Origin of the sequence: Paenibacillus senegalimassiliensis (assembly GCF_001486585.1) — a bacterium.
Taxonomy (GTDB): Bacteria; Bacillota; Bacilli; order Paenibacillales; family Paenibacillaceae; genus Fontibacillus; species Fontibacillus senegalimassiliensis.
Genome location: NZ_LN909044.1, coordinates 907679 through 924910, shown reverse-complemented (window position 1 = coordinate 924910; position 17232 = coordinate 907679). Strand labels below are relative to the sequence as shown.

Annotated in this window: 14 protein-coding genes; 4 read left to right on the top strand and 10 right to left on the bottom strand. The window is 47.9% G+C overall.

Annotated elements, in window-relative coordinates; genetic code table 11:
• Positions 1–160 precede the first annotated feature (160 nt).
• Positions 161–1477, top strand: coding sequence for an IS4 family transposase (locus BN3279_RS10000; RefSeq protein ID WP_198343571.1), 1317 nt, complete (start codon positions 161–163; stop codon positions 1475–1477).
• A 200-nt stretch (positions 1478–1677) separates the two neighbouring features.
• Here the strand turns inward: BN3279_RS10000 and gyrA are convergent, their stop codons facing one another.
• Positions 1678–4188, bottom strand: coding sequence for a DNA gyrase subunit A (gene gyrA, locus BN3279_RS09995; RefSeq protein ID WP_059050458.1), 2511 nt, complete (start codon positions 4186–4188; stop codon positions 1678–1680).
• Positions 4189–4522: 334 nt separating this feature from the next.
• Here gyrA and BN3279_RS09990 point away from each other — a divergent pair, with 334 nt between their 5' ends.
• A complete protein-coding gene (locus BN3279_RS09990) occupies positions 4523–5308 on the top strand; it encodes a YheC/YheD family protein (protein ID WP_059050457.1) in 786 nt (261 codons plus the stop codon).
• A gap of 92 nt (positions 5309–5400) precedes the next feature.
• On the opposite strand, the gene gyrB is transcribed toward BN3279_RS09990, so the two are convergent.
• The 9 genes from gyrB to gnd all read right to left on the bottom strand — a co-directional run bounded on the left by gyrB (position 5401) and on the right by gnd (position 15963).
• Positions 5401–7305: a DNA topoisomerase (ATP-hydrolyzing) subunit B gene (gene gyrB, locus BN3279_RS09985; protein WP_059050456.1), complete on the bottom strand. Its 1905-nt coding sequence runs from the start codon at positions 7303–7305 to the stop codon at positions 5401–5403.
• A gap of 63 nt (positions 7306–7368) precedes the next feature.
• Entirely contained in the window at positions 7369–7617 is a 249-nt protein-coding gene (gene remB, locus BN3279_RS09980; protein WP_059050455.1) for an extracellular matrix regulator RemB, read from the bottom strand.
• Positions 7618–7633: 16 nt separating this feature from the next.
• Positions 7634–8746, bottom strand: a complete 1113-nt coding sequence (gene recF, locus BN3279_RS09975; protein WP_059050454.1) for a DNA replication/repair protein RecF — start codon at positions 8744–8746, stop codon at positions 7634–7636.
• Positions 8747–8784: 38 nt separating this feature from the next.
• Positions 8785–9000: a S4 domain-containing protein YaaA gene (yaaA, locus tag BN3279_RS09970; protein ID WP_059050453.1), complete on the bottom strand. Its 216-nt coding sequence runs from the start codon at positions 8998–9000 to the stop codon at positions 8785–8787.
• A gap of 265 nt (positions 9001–9265) precedes the next feature.
• Positions 9266–10408, bottom strand: coding sequence for a DNA polymerase III subunit beta (dnaN, locus tag BN3279_RS09965; RefSeq protein WP_059050452.1), 1143 nt, complete (start codon positions 10406–10408; stop codon positions 9266–9268).
• 452 nt (positions 10409–10860) lie between these two features.
• Entirely contained in the window at positions 10861–12207 is a 1347-nt protein-coding gene (dnaA, locus tag BN3279_RS09960) for a chromosomal replication initiator protein DnaA (protein ID WP_059050451.1), read from the bottom strand.
• Positions 12208–12711: 504 nt separating this feature from the next.
• A complete protein-coding gene (gene gntK, locus BN3279_RS09955) occupies positions 12712–14241 on the bottom strand; it encodes a gluconokinase (RefSeq protein WP_059050520.1) in 1530 nt (509 codons plus the stop codon).
• 32 nt (positions 14242–14273) lie between these two features.
• Positions 14274–14948, bottom strand: a complete 675-nt coding sequence (locus BN3279_RS09950; RefSeq protein ID WP_059050450.1) for a GntR family transcriptional regulator — start codon at positions 14946–14948, stop codon at positions 14274–14276.
• A gap of 115 nt (positions 14949–15063) precedes the next feature.
• A complete protein-coding gene (gene gnd, locus BN3279_RS09945) occupies positions 15064–15963 on the bottom strand; it encodes a phosphogluconate dehydrogenase (NAD(+)-dependent, decarboxylating) (protein ID WP_059050449.1) in 900 nt (299 codons plus the stop codon).
• Between the two features lie 363 nt (positions 15964–16326).
• Here gnd and rpmH point away from each other — a divergent pair, with 363 nt between their 5' ends.
• Both rpmH and rnpA read left to right on the top strand, forming a co-directional pair.
• Positions 16327–16461 (top strand): 50S ribosomal protein L34, encoded by a 135-nt coding sequence (rpmH, locus tag BN3279_RS09940; RefSeq protein WP_009223341.1) that lies wholly within the window; start codon positions 16327–16329, stop codon positions 16459–16461.
• Positions 16462–16852: 391 nt separating this feature from the next.
• Entirely contained in the window at positions 16853–17203 is a 351-nt protein-coding gene (gene rnpA, locus BN3279_RS09935) for a ribonuclease P protein component (protein WP_059050448.1), read from the top strand.
• Positions 17204–17232: the final 29 nt, after the last annotated feature.

Sequence of the window (17232 nt, the reverse complement as noted above, 5' to 3'; positions counted from 1 at the left end):
CAATGTCATTAAGTTAAGGAATGAGCCCAGAATCAAGAAAAAGAGCAGGTTATCGAAAAGATAGCCCGCTCTTTTTTTTGCGCCGACAACAAGGAAAAAGGCTTGACAAGTGGTCTGAAATGTGTGGCGAAGCCCCTTGAAAAACGAGGAGGTTTTGTCATTGAAAACATATGCGGACACGCTTAAAAAAACGCTGACCTCCCTGATACAAGAGATGTCAGCGGCACCCGAACCTTATGTTAAACATCCCGGTAAGGACTTTACCCGAACGAAAAAGCTACCGTTTGAAACGGTGATGCAGCTCCTGATTTCCATGGGCGGCAACAGCCTGTACAAGGAACTTTTGGAATTGCAGGGCTATGACGTGAACACGGCGACCACTTCTGCTTTTGTTCAGCAGCGAAATAAGATTCTTCCGTCTGCGGTGGAGGGCTTGTTTCACAAATTTACGCAATCGTACATGGATATCAAGGACTACCGCGGCTATCGATTACTGGCCATTGACGGCTCAGATTTACATATTGCCACGGATCCTTTAGACACGAATACCTACTTTCAAAGCCAGCCGGACACGAAGGGCTATAACCTTCTTCATTTGAACGCAGCTTATGACTTGTGCAACCGACTTTACGTGGATGCGATTGTTCAGCCGCGAAGGTTATGTCATGAAGGGAAGGCACTAGCCGACATGGTGGACCGTTCCTCTATCCAAGGAAAAACCATGGTTATTGCGGATCGGGGTTATGAAAGTTACAACAATTTCGCACATATTGAACGCAAAGGGTGGAACTATGTCATACGAGTAAGGGATTCTAGCGGCATGGTTAGAAGCTTGCCGTTGCCTACAGATGGAGAGTTTGATCTCCCGGTTCACCTGACACTCACCAAAAAACAAACCAACGAGATCAAGGCTCATCCCGAGATATACCGATTCGTCCCTGCTACTTCTACATTTGACTTTTTAGATCTGCGTGAGCACTTGTTTTACCCGATTTCCTTTCGGGTGCTTCGCCTCCACCTGCCTAACGGCGAATACGAAACGGTCATGACGAATCTTTCTGACGCTGACTTTCCGCCAGAGGAGATCAAATCTATCTATAATATGCGATGGGGCATTGAGACCTCGTTCAGGGCATTGAAATATACCGTCGGTTTGACGAACTTTCACGCGAAGAAACGGGAGTTCATCCTCCAAGAGATTTTCGCAAGAATGATCATGTACAACTTTGCTGAAATGATGACCTCGCACGTCTTCATTTCCCAAATGGATAAGCGGCACCCCTACCAAGTCAACTTCACGGTGGCCGTTTACGTTTGTAGACAATTTCTGCGCTCAAGAGATGATGATCCCCCGCCCGATGTTGAAGCACTGATTCGCAAGAACCTTTTGCCGATTCGGTCCCATCGCCCCGGGCAGACGAATACGCGCAAAGTCCGCTCGCAATCAGTCGTTAGCTTCGTTTATAGAGTAGCATAATTCAATAGGGATGAACATTTTTAAAGCGGACATTCCATCCGCTTTGTTTGCTGTACGCATTTCCAATTGTCTGCATAAAAAAACAAACGACACAGGATTTTCCTTATGCCGTTTGTTTCCCCATCACCAATTATCATTTTGTCTCTAGGCTTAACTTAATGACATTGCCGTCACCGGGAGTTCTTGAGTTGAGAGGAAGTTTATTCTTCCCCATCATTCGTTTCTGGACCTTCTACCTCGGCTGAATCTTCCGAGAGAAGCATTTCCTCGTTAAGTTCGTCTTCTTCTTCGCTCTTATCAGAGCGGCAAACGGTGGCTACCGAATCATCCTCGCGGATGTTGATCAGCTTGACGCCTTGCGTATTCCGACCCATGGTGGAGACTCCCTCCATGCTCGTACGAATCAACGTACCACTGGAGGTAATAATCATCAGGTCCTCTTCATCCTTCACAACCTTCAGACTTACTACTGTCCCGTTCTTGTCCGTTACGTTAATCGTCTTGATCCCCTTACCACCACGGGTTTGCTTACGGTATTCCGAGGCCGGAGTCCGCTTGCCGTAGCCCTTGGCAGTTACAATCAATACGTCTTGTTCAGGTACAACAACATCCATGGCAATTAGTTCGTCCTGGTCATCCAGTGTGATACCCTTAACACCAGTAGCCGCTCTACCCATGGAGCGCACGTCGCTCTCCTGGAAGCGAATAGACATCCCTTGAGCCGTGCCCATGATCACTTCCTGCTTGCCATCGGTGAGCTTCACATCAATCAGAGTATCATCGTCCCGTAGATTAACGGCAATCAAGCCGCCCCTGCGAATGTTAATGTAATCCTCGATTGGCGTTTTCTTCACGATGCCTCGCCGCGTAGCGAAGAATAAATATTTATCTTCGTCAAAGCGTTCAACCTCAATGACTGCGTTAACCGTCTCACCCTGCTCAATTTGAATCAGGTTGATAATAGGTGTCCCGCGCGCCGTCCGGCCAAGCTCAGGAATCTCGTAGGCTTTGAGCCTATAGGCCTTCCCACGGTCGGTGAAGAACATCAGATAATGGTGGGAGTTCGTTACGAATAGATGCTCCACAAAGTCATTATCCTTCGTATCCATCCCAACTACCCCACGTCCACCGCGTTTCTGGCTACGATAGGTCGTTACTGGCAAACGTTTGATGTAACCCGTATGCGTAATTGTAATGACCACTTCTTCTTGAGGAATCAAATCCTCATCGAGAATACTCTCTTCACCAACGGTGATTTCTGTACGGCGTGGATTATTATATTTGTCGCGGATCTCCTGCAATTCTTCATCAATGATGCTCAATACCAGATGTTCATTACCCAGGATCTCGTGGTACTCGGCGATTCTTTGTAACAGTTCGTTATATTCGCCTTCAATCTTCTCACGTTCCAAACCGGTCAACCGGCGAAGTCTCATGTCCAGAATAGCCTGGGCTTGTTCATAGCTCAGACCAAAACGGTTGATCAAGCCCTCACGAGCCTCCTCATCCGATTTGGAACCACGAATGAGCGCAATAACTTCGTCGATATAATCCAGCGCAATCCGCAAGCCTTCGAGAATATGAGCTCTGGCTTCGGCTTTCTTCAGGTCGAATTCCGTACGCCGGCGCACAACTTCAATCTGATGTTGCAAATAATGGCTAAGTGCTTCCTTGAGCGTCAGAATCTTCGGCTCATTGTTCACGATAGCCAGCATATTAATACCGAACGTGCTTTGCAGCGCCGTATGCTTGTACAAGTTGTTCAGCACCACGCTTGGATTCACGTCACGGCGAAGCTCAATGACCACGCGCATCCCGGTACGGTCAGATTCATCGCGCAAATCGGTAATCCCGTCGATTCTCTTCTCCCGTACCAGCTCGGCGATTTTCTCCACCAAGCGGGCTTTGTTAACTTGATAAGGCAGTTCCTCAACCACGATCCGCGCTTTGTTGTTATGCTCCTCGATGTTGGTTCTTGCCCGCATCGTCACAGAGCCGCGTCCTGTCGTATAAGCCTGACGGATACCAGACCGTCCCAAAATATAACCTGCAGTTGGGAAATCCGGACCTTTGATATAATCCATCAATTCCAGCGAGCTGATGTCCGGGTTCTTAATAATCGCTTGAACCCCTTCAACAACCTCACCCAGGTTATGCGGCGGAATATTAGTGGCCATCCCAACCGCTATCCCTGATACCCCGTTGACCAGCAGGTTAGGGAACCGGGAAGGCAAGACAACAGGCTCATGCTCTTCGCCATCATAGTTAGGCATGAAATCAACAGTTTCCTTGTTGATATCACGCAGCATTTCCATCGCAATCTTGGACAGCCGTGCTTCCGTATAACGCATGGCCGCAGCCATGTCGCCGTCAATGGAACCAAAGTTGCCATGACCGTCGACAAGCATATACCGCATTGAGAAGTCCTGAGCCATCCGTACCATTGTCTCATAAACAGCCGAGTCCCCGTGGGGATGGTACTTACCAATGACCTCACCAACGATTCTCGCCGATTTCTTGAACGGCTTATCGGGATGCATACCAAGTTCGTTCATAGCAAACAAAATACGGCGGTGTACCGGCTTCAGACCGTCCCGTACATCCGGCAACGCGCGGCTGACAATAATGCTCATAGCGTAATCCATAAAGGATTCGCGCATTTCCACATTAATGTCCCGATCTATGATTTGAGAGAATTTTTCTTCCGCCATGCTGGACCTCCTTCAATATCTATCCACGTGCCTCACTAGGGAAAAAGCCTGAAAAACCGCCACTTATATATATTTCTTTCACATAATGAGCTCAATTAAACCTGGCCGTTTTCCAGAGCACCATCCATATAGACAGCAAAAAATAGGGATGTGTCCACTCCCATCGATACGTGCGTTCATACACTACGGATATAGGCATTTTCTTTGAAATGCCGAAAAATCTTATAAAATCCCCATATCTTATTATTATACCATTGTTTATCTCTTCTGTCCTATGTTTTTCGCATGGAGAAACAGGGGCAAAAACACCATTCAAGAAAGGATGGAACCTATTTTGACGATTCAACGCATTGCGAGCAAATGGGAGAAAACCAAGGTCATTTACCGGCAAGAGTCGCTCCGTGCCTATATCCCCGATACCCGCAAATACTCTCTGGAGCAGCTCCGAAGTATGCTGGATACTTACGGCTACGTCTTCATCAAGCCCGACCACGGCACTTACGGCAACGGGGTCATGAGCATTGAGCAGTGGACCGATGATCTGGCCCCGGATAACCCGGTCCAATACAAGCTACGGTTCGGCATCGAGAGTAGGTTATTTGAGACCGTAGATGAACTCTATGCTGCTTTAAACGAAAAAATAGAAACCCGTCCTTATCTGATCCAGAAGGGTATTCATTTACTCACCCATCGGCGTCGCAGATTTGATATCCGTGCTCTGGTGCAGCAAACGCCGAACAAAAATTGGGAGACAACCGGTATTATTGGCCGGATTGCCGCCCAGCAGAAGGTCATTACTAACTATCACGGTGGCGGAGATGTCATGCTGATCGAGGATTTACTTGGTCCTTATATGGGGCCACGTGAATTTGCCCAGAAATACAAAGAAATCAAAATTCTGGGTGTCCAGGTGGCACGACAAATGACTCATAAGTTCCCCAAATTAAAAGAGATCGGTCTGGACATCGCCATCGATGAACAACATCAGCTTTGGATTCTGGAAGTGAATACAAAGCCTGCCCTCTTCCCCTTCAAGCTGCTTCACTCCAAGGAGGTCTATCAGAAAATACGCCGTTATGCCGTCGCTTACGGACGCTTGAAGGCCAAGAGCATAAAATAACAAAAGGCTGCGCCAAGCACCGGGCAACAAGGCCCTGCTTGGAACAGCCTTTCTCTTCTGCATGGCGTGGTATGAAATACCCCGGAATCAGATTAAATATCGAGATTTTTTACATGTCTTGCATGCTCATGGATGAAGTCACGCCGAGGTTCAACGTTATCCCCCATCAGGACATCAAAGATGGCATCAGCCTGAATGGCATCGGCAATCGATACCTGCTGCATAGTTCGACTTTCCGGGTCCATGGTCGTATCCCATAGCTGCTCCGGATTCATCTCGCCCAAACCTTTATAGCGCTGTACGTTTACTTTCACGCCTTCCCCAAATTCAGCGATAATATCATCGCGTTCCTTCTCGGAACCGGCATAGCGAACGACTTTGTTTCGCTCAATCTTGAACAGTGGTGGCTGAGCGATGTAGACGTAACCCGCTTCGATAATTCTCCGCATGTAACGGAAGAAGAAGGTCAACAGCAGCGTACGAATATGTGCACCGTCGACGTCGGCATCGGTCATAATGATGACCTTATGATAACGGGCCTTCGCAATATCGAATTCTTCACCAATCCCCGTACCCAGCGCCGTAATAATAGCTCGGATCTCGGCATTGCCGAGAATACGGTCGAGCCGTGCCTTCTCAACGTTCAGGATCTTCCCGCGCAGCGGAAGAATCGCTTGGAAGTGACGGTCACGCCCTTGCTTGGCGGATCCCCCTGCGGAGTCCCCTTCGACGATGTACAGCTCACTGATTGAGGCGTCCTTCGAAGAACAGTCTGCCAGCTTACCTGGCAGCGAGCTGACCTCCAGCGCACTCTTCCGCCGTGTCAGTTCCCGAGCCTTACGAGCGGCTTCTCTGGCTCGTGAGGCTTGCAAGGACTTCTCCAGCACCCGCCGCGCTACAGACGGGTTCTCCTCCATGAATTCCTGCAGCTTCTCGGCAAACAGGGAATCGACAATCCCGCGCACCTCACTGTTACCGAGCTTGGTTTTTGTTTGTCCTTCGAACTGAGGCTCTGGAATCTTCACGGAGATGATCGCGGTTAAGCCTTCCCGCACATCATCGCCGGTCAAGTTAGAGTCACTATCCTTGATCATGCCGCTTTTGCGGGCGTAGTCGTTAATGATCCGGGTTAAGGCACTCTTGAAGCCCGATTCATGCGTTCCGCCTTCATGCGTATGAATGTTGTTAGCGAAGGAAAATATATTCTCCGTATAGCTGTCATTGTATTGCAGCGAGATTTCTACCTGGATCATTTCTCGCTGGCCTTCCACGTAAATCGGAGTCTCGTGAAGCACCTCACGATTCTGATTCAAATATTTCACGTACTCCATGATGCCGCCCTCGTAATGGAACGACTCCCCGGTATCGGTCCGCTCATCAAGCAGGGACAAATTAATGCCCTTGTTCAAGAAAGCCAGTTCGCGAATCCGGGTCAGCAACGTGTTGTATTCATATTCGGTCGTTTCCGTGAAGATCTCTGCATCCGGCCAGAATGTCACGGTTGTTCCCGATTCCTCGGAGGTGCCAACAACCTTCAGGTCATACTGCGGTATACCCCGGCGATATTCCTGTTGATAGATCTGACCTTCCCGCTTGACCTGAATAATTAATTTCTCGGACAAAGCGTTAACTACCGAAACGCCTACCCCGTGAAGCCCACCAGATACTTTATATCCGCCGCCACCGAATTTACCTCCGGCATGAAGTACCGTCATGACGACTTCAACCGTTGACTTCTGCAGCTTCTCATTCATGCCGACCGGAATGCCCCGGCCATTATCGATAACCGTGACACTGTTATCCTGATGAACAATGACGTCGATTTTGTTGGCGTAACCGGCTAATGCCTCATCGATACTATTGTCCACGACCTCCCATACCAGGTGATGCAGACCGCGGGAGCTGGTTGAGCCGATGTACATTCCGGGCCGTTTACGTACCGCTTCCAGGCCTTCAAGCACCTGTATATTACTCTCGTCATATGTTTGTTCATTCATTGACAATGCCTTCACCTACTTCTCCATAATCAAACTGTTCAAGTGCGGAACATCTATGCAAGGCTATACCGCCAAGATCACATTCGCTTTCTTCTTGAGCGTCGCAGAGGAAATGGGTGAGTAATAAATCTCATCCTGTGTGACCACAATCGACTTGGCTTCCTCTTCGCCGATACGCACCACATTTTTCTCTTTCAGCGCATGCTGGATAAATTGCTTGGATATCTTGGAAGATTTCTCAATCGTAATATCAAAGATGGCGACCAATTCCGAAGATAAAATAACCTTCTCACCGCCCAAATGAATATACATGTTATCCCTCCGCCTATTAGACTTTGACTTGACCTTCCTGAACATGAAAAATGCTGGCGTCCTGTAGCCGGCCGGCATTAATGCTTTCGAGCCCTGTCGCCGTTATGAACGTCTGCACTTTGCTCTGAAAAGTCTCAATCAGTTGGGTTTGACGATAGGGGTCCAGTTCAGACAACACATCGTCCAGCAGCAAAATGGGATATTCTCCGATCTCTTCATGAATGAGCTCAATCTCCGCCAGCTTCAAAGATAATGCCGTCGTTCGCTGTTGTCCCTGGGAGCCGTATACCTGCGCTTCGTTCCCGTTGATATCAAAAGACATATCATCGCGATGCGGCCCGCACAACGTCATGCCCCGGCGGATTTCCTGATCCTTCATTTGTGATAACTTTATCATAAATTGCTCCAATAGGACAGCTTCATCTTCCTCACCAGCTTCGCCAAACGAAGGAAGGTAGGATAATTTCAGCGTTTCACCGCCCCCGGTGATGCCTTCATGAATGTGCTCGGCCCATTTTTGCAGTTTTCTTATAAATTGTTTCCTTTTTTTGACGATTTTAACACCATGCTCTGCCAATTGCTCATTCCAGATCTCCAACATGGCAGTAAGCTCAGGACCCGCATTCCAGGCTTGCTTCAGCAAATTGTTGCGCTGTAGCAGCACCTTCTGGTATTGCTGTAGATGGTAAAGGTAGCTTGGCTGCACCTGACCAATCTCCATATCGAGAAAACGGCGCCTGATGCCAGGTGTTCCCTTCACAATCTCCAGATCCTCAGGAGCGAACATCACGACGTTCATGGCTCCGATAAAATCACTCAGCTTACGCTGCTCAAGGCCATTAATCTTGGCCTTTTTGCCTTGGGTAGTCAACCGCAGTTCCAACTGAACGGTACCATACTTCTTCTCAACCTCGGCGGTGACTACCGCATGATCCTGATCGAAGTTGATCAGTTCTTTGTCTTTCCCCGTCCGATGGGACTTCGTCAAAGCCATGACAAACAAGGCCTCCAGCAGATTGGTTTTGCCTTGGGCATTACGTCCAATCAACAGGTTGACCGCGCCAAAGGAGCCTAGCGAAAGCGTGTCGTAATTGCGGTAGTTTTGCAGCGTTAATTGTTTTACAAACACGTTCTTTCAAGCCCCCTCATCATTCTGCCCACGAAGCTTTATTCCGCTGTCACCTGAAATGAGCCGCAGCCTTCCACCTCAACGATATCGCCCGCGTATAGCTTCCGCCCACGGCGTTCCTCGGGTTCCTGGTTGACCTTGACTGCACCTTCTTGCAGCATCGCTTTGGCCATGCCGCCTGTGGAGACGCAATCGGCCAGCTTCAAGAAAGAATCCAGTTTAATATATTCGCTCGAAATCGAGATTTTTTTCATGACGACTGATGTTCCTTTCGCAAAAAAATACTAATAGTGCTAGTGCGAGTTCAAAAAATCGGGTTTTTAGGACCAAGAAGGTTGGATGAAGCCAGGGACTGAGTAGCGGAGCGTAGACAGATCTACGTGAGCAACTAAAATGTTTCTGAAGGAAACATGCTACGGAAGCCTACGCTTGGCCCGGCTGAATTCAAGATTCGATGTCGAATTTCCTTCTCGAACTGCTTCGTTCTGGGAAGACGATTTTTTGAACTACCTCTAACCTTTAGTTCGTTGTCCGGTAAGGCAGAATCAAATACAAACTTTGGCTATCATCCACCGGTTTGATAATAATCGGACTCATAGCTCCAGTAAAGCCGATATGCAGTTGCTCACTTTCTACCACTTTCAGCACGTCCAGCATATATTTGGAGTTAAAGGAAATACGTAGCGGTTCTCCTGTGAACTTGGCAACATCCAATTGCTCTGTTACTTTCCCCAGTTCAGATGAGCTGGAGGAGATTTCGATGGTGCCATCCTCCATCGTTTGCAGGCGGACAATATTCGTCTTCTCCTCACGAGACAGCAAATAAGCGCGGTCGATGGAATCACTCAGCTTCTTCGTGTCCAGAACGAGTTCTGTTTTGTAAGTTGTCGGAATAATCTTGGAGGTATCGGGATAAGTTCCGTCCAAAATACGGGTGTAGAACAGCACACGGTCAATCTTAAACAACACCTGGTTGTCAGCAACCACGATTTCTACGCGCGTATTTTGCTCGGGAATGATTTTGCTCAGCTCATTCAGCGTTTTACCGGCGATGACAATATTGCTGAAACGAACGCCTTCGGCATCATCAAGTCCAGCAATGCGGCTGGCCAGACGGTGGCGGTCCGTTGCTACAAATTTGAATTGATTATCAGCCAAATTCCAAAGTACCCCGGTCAAAATAGGGGATGTCTCGTTCGTGGAGATAGAAAAGCCCGTTTGGCGAATCATGTTCTTCAGCAGGTCCCCGGGAATCGATACAATTTGGTTCTCTTCAATGCTTGGCAGCACAGGGAATTCCTCGGGATCAAGGCCCACCATCTGAATATCCGTCGAACCTGAGCGAATAAAGGTTTGAAATCCTTCTTTCACTTCCATCTCAATCTCTGGCGAAGGCAACTTCTTGATAATTTCGACAAAGAATTTGGCTGGCAGAACAACGCTACCCGGACGTTCAACCTGAACGATCTGCTTCTCCTGATCCTCAGCCGGAATATAGGCCTGGATGGAGATATCCGTATCGCTGGCGGTTAACGTCATACCTTGAAAATTAACATCTAGCTTAATCCCGGTCAGAATCGGAATCGTTGTACGGCTGGAAATGGCTTTGGCCACATGTTGGATGGATTCGTTCAGATCATGTTTCAGAATACGGATTTTCATAAATTCAACTCCTAAAAGTTTTATGAAGCATAAGCTTCTAAAGAGAATGACTTCGCAATAAAACTTACTTCGTAAGCATAAACTCAGTTTTATGAAGCATGGACTTCTTAGAGAATAACCTCGCAATAAACTACTTCGTAAGCATAACTCTACTGGTATGAAGCATATCTTCTAGAGAAAAGCTTCGGAATAAAAGATTGCCGTGATGCATAGCTTAATTCTATGTATCATCCGTCAGCAGGAAGCCTTGACTTCTTCTTGGTGGCAGGCAAGCACTTCGGGATTTGAAGTTGGGACCGAAAGTGTTTTGCGCTGCGTTATTAAGGATGTGTATATCTTTATATATTTTTAGAAGAAGTAGTAGGGGCCCTGAATATGTGGATAACAACAGAATGAATATGAAATGAAGCCTATCCACATGTGCATATCATGTGCATAGGCTTACCCCTTATTCAGGTCGCACTTTTTATTTTTTCGGTAATATTGTTCACGATTTTGAATAGCTCCTGATCAATCTTGAGCTGTTGGGTTATTTTCTCATGGGCATGGATGACGGTGGTGTGGTCTCGTCCGCCAAAAGCATCGCCGATCTTAGGCAGCGAGAAGTCGGTAAGTTCCCGGGCCAGGTACATAGCGATTTGCCTCGGGAAGGCGATGGCCTTCGTTCGTTTGCGCGCCTTGAAGTCATCGAGCTTCAAGTTATAGTAATCTCCAACCCGCTGCTGAATGTCCTGAATCGTGATCATCTTCGGACGACTGGAAGGAATGATGTCCTTGAGCGCTTCCGCGGCCAGATGGCTTGTCACATCTTGATTGATCAGCGAGGAGTAGGCAACAACGCGAATCAGCGCGCCTTCAAGCTCACGAATGTTGGTATCAATCTGGTTAGCGATATACATCATCGCTTCGTTCGGAATGTCCAGATTCTCGGCCTTGGCCTTCTTACGCAAGATCGCGATCCGCGTCTCCAGATCAGGGGGCTGGATATCGGTTATCAATCCCCATTCAAACCTGGAACGAAGCCGTTCTTCGAGCGTTGGAATTTCTTTTGGCGGGCGATCACTGGAAATAATAATCTGCTTGCGCTCTTCATGAAGGGCGTTGAAGGTATGGAAAAATTCCTCTTGCGTCGATTCCTTACCCGCCAAAAATTGAATATCGTCAATGAGCAGAATATCGATGTTACGGTATTTATTGCGGAAACTTTCCGCGCGGTTGTCCCGGATGGAGTTAATGAATTCGTTCGTAAATTTCTCGGAGGAAATATAGACGACCTTGCTGCTAGGGCTATGTTCCAAAATATAATGGCCAATGGCATGCATTAGATGCGTCTTGCCAAGTCCCACGCCGCCGTAGAGGAACAGTGGGTTATAGGCCCGCGCCGGTGCTTCGGCTACCGCCAGGGAAGCGGCATGGGCAAAACGGTTGCCAGAACCTATGACGAACGTATCAAAGGTGTATTTCGGATTCAGCATATGGGAAACGCTTTCCTCGATGGGGACGGGAGCGGGAGGCTCCTTCACCACCTGGGTTAGCTCCGGTGGGGCTGATTCTTCAATCACAAATGTTACATCCACCTGCTTGCCCAAATACTCCAGAACAGTAGTTGCGACGAGCTTGGTATAGCGGCTCTCCAGCCATTCTACGGCGAAGGTAGTTGGCGCGGAGATGATAATGGATTGATCCGTCAGCGATACGATTTTGGTTGCTTTAAACCAGGTATCGAAGCTGGGTTTGCTCAGTTTGGTATTGATAATAGATAAGATATGTTGCCATATTTCAGAAGTATGGCTGTCCACAGACTGTCACTCCTTTTAAATCTTCCAATTGTGGCTGAAGGCCATACAGAAAGAGGTCGAGAAAACATAAATAAAGGGGAAGTTTATCCCCAATGTTAAGTAGAATATAATGATTATAAACATGTAGAAAGTAAAAATTGTTCACAATGTTATCCACAGCCTGTTAATAATTTAGCAGGCAAACATAGATATTCACAACGAAAACAATATAATCATAGCAAAAGAAGCCCTGTTTTTCAATGTGCTCCACGCTTTTATCCACAAATTCAATAACTTGTGCATAATTTTCATTCACACCACTACATATTGTTTATAAATTGTTTAGAATTCGACAGGATGCAAGAAATTCAGAAAAAATTATACACAAGTTAATAAACAAGGAACGCGAAATATGTTGCTAGCAAATCGACCTTCCTAGTCGAATTGTAGTCAAAATAGAGTCGAAAATTCGGCCAAAAAAAATCTGTACTCAATTTGAGTACAGATTTTTTTCATAGAATTACGCTAATTTGAACTTATTTGACGCTGGAAAGCTGCTATTGCTTCGTATTCATCCTCTAATTTGGCAGATATGCGGGTGAAAATCGGCATCAACTGCTTATAAACTGCAGCATGCTCAGGTATTGGCTCATGCCGGTGCGTACCGCCTACCATTTCTTTGACGGCATCGAGCGATTCGATTTCGCCCAAGGCGTATAGACCAAGAACAACAGCTCCCAGGCAAGAGCTTTCATAACTCTCGGGAATTACGACTTCTTGATCAAAAATATCGGCCATCATTTGCCGCCAGAGTGGAGAACGGGCAAAACCGCCTGTAGCTTGAATTTTACGAGGCCGCCCGATCTGACCCTCAATAGCGATCAGTACGGAGTAGAGGTTATACAGAATTCCCTCCAGCACGGCGCGAATCATATGTTCTCGCTGATGATGCAACGTGAGTCCGAAGAAGGAGCCGCGAGCATTAGCGTTCCATAGAGGAGCCCGCTCTCCGGTCAGATACGGATGGAAAATCAAACCATCAGCCCCCGGCTGAACCCGCTCGGCAATTTGCGTCAGCAGATCATAGGGACTTAGGCCCAGGCGTTTGGCTGTCTCAGATTCGGCCGCCGCAAATTCATCCCGCAGCCAACGGAAGATGACGCCCCCATTGTTGACCGGTCCTCCAATGACCCAATGCTTATCCGTGAGCGCATAGCAGAATATCCGTCCTTCCGGGTCCGTTTGCGGCCGATCTACGACGGTACGGATGGCTCCACTGGTGCCGATAGTGACGGCAACGACGCCGGGATCTATCGCATCTACTCCGAGGTTGGATAACACACCATCGCTTGCACCTATAATGAAGCGAGTCGAGGGGAGGAGGCCCATCGTCTCGGCATAAACCGAGGCTACACCTTGCAACACATGGGTCGTCGGGACAATCCGGGAGAGGTGATCGGGCGTAATGCCAGCCAGCTCAAGAGCCTGCTCATCCCAATCCAGCTTCTCCAAATTGAACAGTCCGGTAGCTGAAGCTACAGAATAATCAATCACATATTGTCCGAACAGCTTATGGAATACATATTCTTTAATAGAAATAAATTTATCTGCTTGATTAAAAACATCCGTCTGCTCATGGCGTAGCCAAAGCAACTTGGTTAGCGGAGACATGGGATGTATGGGCGTACCGGTACGGCGATAAAGCTCGTGTCCACCTAGCTCTTTTTTTAACTTGTCGGCCCAGGCCGCACTACGATTATCCGCCCAGGTGAGGCAATTCATAAGTGGTTCACCTTCGGCATTGACCGGAATAATGCTATGCATAGCCGAACTGAAGGAGACTAACCCAATCTGCTCAGGTGCAATGCCACTCGATCGGGTGACCTGCCCAATGGCAGAAAGGACGGCCTCAAAAATTTCATCCGGATCTTGCTCCGCTACGAAAGGGGAAGGCGTGTAGAGCGGGTATTCCTGGTTGGCTGTAGCCAAGGGTTGCCCACTGCGTTCAAACAGGACGGCCTTCGTGCTAGTCGTGCCGATATCGAGACCGATCATATAGTTCAGCAACTTCAAATTCTCCTCTCTATCTATTCGTGAGGCATGCTCGAGTGCAGGGTTTCAAAGGAATCGGAGAAATATTCCTCGACATTGCGCTGAATTAACTCGCTATCCCGCGATTCTAGTCCTTGCAGCAGCTTGCGGTGCTTATCGACTACGTAACTAATTTTATCTTCATTTTGAGAAAGGATATTTTGGGTTGTTACGAGCATCACGGTCATCACAATTTGCCGAATACTGGTCCATAAATGCAGGATGCGCGTGTGCTTGGCTCCGTTAATGATGATTTCGTGGAAGCTGATATCCTGATAGGCAAACTCAACGACATCAAGATGCTTGCCGGCCAGTTCCATTTTGTCGATGCTTTGGGCCAGGGGAGCTATCAGTTCCTCCGGATGGGCCGCCAGATGCTTCCAAGCAAAGCTTTCAATCAAATAGCGCACATCATACAGTTCCTTCACATCGTTTAAACTGAGGCCATTCACCACGGCTCCCATACGTTGCAGGGTAATCAGTCCTTCACCGGAGAGCGTCTTGAGCGCTTCGCGGACCGGAGAACGGCTGGTGCCGAAGTCTCCAGCGATACGATTCTCTGACAACACCTCGCCAGGTTTGAGCGTACCGTTAATAATGCGCAGCCTGAGCTCAGCAGCGATGGACTCGCCGAGAGAACTGCCTGTTAACCACGTAGAAGGGTAATGCATGCTTTTTTGACTCCTATCCGGGAAACGAACCCACTATATTCATCCGTTATTGGGACTTAAATACCTTGATCATAGCACGAAATTCCCGGGATTGGGAAACCAGGCCGCTGGAGTATTAGTCCACGGTCTCGACGGCATGACCTCCAAATTCATTGCGCAAGGCAGCGACAACTTTACCGTGAAAAGTGTCCTCCTGGAGCGAACGATAGCGCATAAAGAGCGACATGGCGATGACCGGGGTATTAGCTTGCAAATCAAGGGCAGTTTCCACCGTCCATTTGCCTTCACCAGAGGAATTCATGACCCCGCGTAGCTTATCCAGCTTCGGGTCCTTGGAGAAGGCGCTTTGCGCAAGCTCCATCAGCCAACTGCGAATCACAGAGCCATGGGACCAGACCCCAGCCACTTGTTCGAAGTCGTAGTTATACGGACTTTTATCCAATAGCTCGAAGCCTTCCGCAATCGCCTGCATCATGCCGTATTCGATGCCGTTGTGCACCATTTTCAGAAAATGTCCGCTGCCCGCAGGGCCGGTGTACATATATCCGCTCTGAACAGCGATGTCCTGCAGAATGGGTTCAATATAATGAAAGGCGGTCTCGTCTCCACCAACCATGAAGCATCCGCCTTGCTCAGCACCCTCTACACCCCCGGAAGTCCCTATATCCATAAAATGAAGCTGATGCGCGGCCAGTTGCTGGGCGAGTTCTTGCGAATGCTGGTAATGAGAGTTACCTCCATCAATAATGATATCGCCCGCACCCAGCAGGGGGGTAAGTGATTCTACGACGGTGCGTAGAGGCGCGCCAGCGGGAACCATCACCCAGATCACTCGCGGCGTTTCCAGAGAGCGAACCAATTCCTCCAGACTAGTAGCGGGGAGGGCTCCTTTGGCGGCGGCCAAGCTCACCGACGACTCATTGGTGTCGTAGGCGACGACTTCATGTTGATGCTCCAACAGGTTGATGACCAGATGCAAACCCATTTTTCCGAGTCCAATCATACCTAATTTCATATAAATCCACCCCTTAATTTCAAACTGGTATACTTGTATACAACTTATTATCTTCAATAATACTCTATCTGAGGACACAAGGAAAGGCTAAAAAACTTTTCCACATGTGCATAACTCTATGCGCCGGGAAAGGGGAGAATGGGCTGTGGAAAACTAAATTTGTGAATTAACCCTGTGGATTGTGTATAATTAAGAAATATCGGTGACGGCATGGAGAGAAGGCCGGAAGTTAGGTTGACTTTTCATAGCTGGTATGATTAAATGTAAAAAGGCATTTTCTGTGGATATGAAAATGGTAAACATAGACGCTGGTTATGAGTTATTATTAAAGTTTAGATGATTTCCTGTGAGGGGGTGCAATAGATGAAACCGACTTTCAAACCAAATGTGAGCAAACGTAAAAAGGTTCACGGTTTCCGTAAAAGAATGAGCACGAAAAACGGCCGCAAGGTTCTCGCTGCTCGTCGTCTCAAAGGCAGAAAAGTTCTGAGTGCGTAAAGCGTGCGTAAAGACCACCGCGGTGGTCTTTTTTTTGTATTAAGCGATAGGTTGCTGCGATAGTTGGTCTATACTATAAACTGCGAGTTCAAAAAGTTGGGTTTACAGGACCGAGGCCTATGCTTTCGATGTGCGTTTTTTCAAAACGCTTGAGTTGGATGAAGCCAGGGACTGAGTAGCGGAGCTACACGTTTTCGGAGAAAACGACTTCGGAAGCATGGCTACGTGAGCAACTCAAATGTTTCTGAAGGAAACATACTACGGAAGCATATGCTAGGCCCGGCTGAATTCAAGATTCGATGTCGAATCTGCTCCTTGAACAACTCCGTTCTGGGAAGACGACTTTTTGAACAACCTCTATAACAGTAGCCGCGAATCAAGGAGATTATTTGTGCATAAACAACTTCGTTTGAGAAACCGTGCCGACTTCAACCGCATTTACCGGTTCGGCAAATCCTTCGCTAATCGCCAACTTGTTGTGTATTGGTCCAATAAATCGGATATTGAACGTTTTCGACTGGGGGTCTCAGCCAGTAAAAAAATCGGAAACGCTGTCGTGCGCAACCGGATGCGACGAATGTTGAAGGAAATTGTCCGGCTGCATGAGGCCGAGATTCGGGACCATGTCGATCTGATCTTGATCGTGCGTGCCGGAGCTGTTGGAATGGACTACAAAGACCTGGAAAAAAGCGTGCTTCATGTGTTGCGCAAAGCCATGCTGCTGCGGCCTTCCGGGCGTTAAGCAGCTTTGTTTCCTTGTCCCTTTAAATA

Bases quoted from the DNA above. Each gene is read 5' to 3' on its own strand.
- gyrA (WP_059050458.1), bottom strand. From the start codon at position 4,188: ATGGCGGAAGAAAAATTCTCTCAAATCATAGATCGGGACATTAATGTG.
- gyrB (WP_059050456.1), bottom strand. From the start codon at position 7,305: ATGAATGAACAAACATATGACGAGAGTAATATACAGGTGCTTGAAGGC.
- remB (WP_059050455.1), bottom strand. From the start codon at position 7,617: ATGTATATTCATTTGGGCGGTGAGAAGGTTATTTTATCTTCGGAATTG.
- yaaA (WP_059050453.1), bottom strand. From the start codon at position 9,000: ATGAAAAAAATCTCGATTTCGAGCGAATATATTAAACTGGATTCTTTC.
- dnaN (WP_059050452.1), bottom strand. From the start codon at position 10,408: ATGAAAATCCGTATTCTGAAACATGATCTGAACGAATCCATCCAACAT.
- gntK (WP_059050520.1), bottom strand. From the start codon at position 14,241: ATGATCGGTCTCGATATCGGCACGACTAGCACGAAGGCCGTCCTGTTT.
- BN3279_RS09950 (WP_059050450.1), bottom strand. From the start codon at position 14,948: ATGCATTACCCTTCTACGTGGTTAACAGGCAGTTCTCTCGGCGAGTCC.
- gnd (WP_059050449.1), bottom strand. From the start codon at position 15,963: ATGAAATTAGGTATGATTGGACTCGGAAAAATGGGTTTGCATCTGGTC.
- rpmH (WP_009223341.1), top strand. From the start codon at position 16,327: ATGAAACCGACTTTCAAACCAAATGTGAGCAAACGTAAAAAGGTTCAC.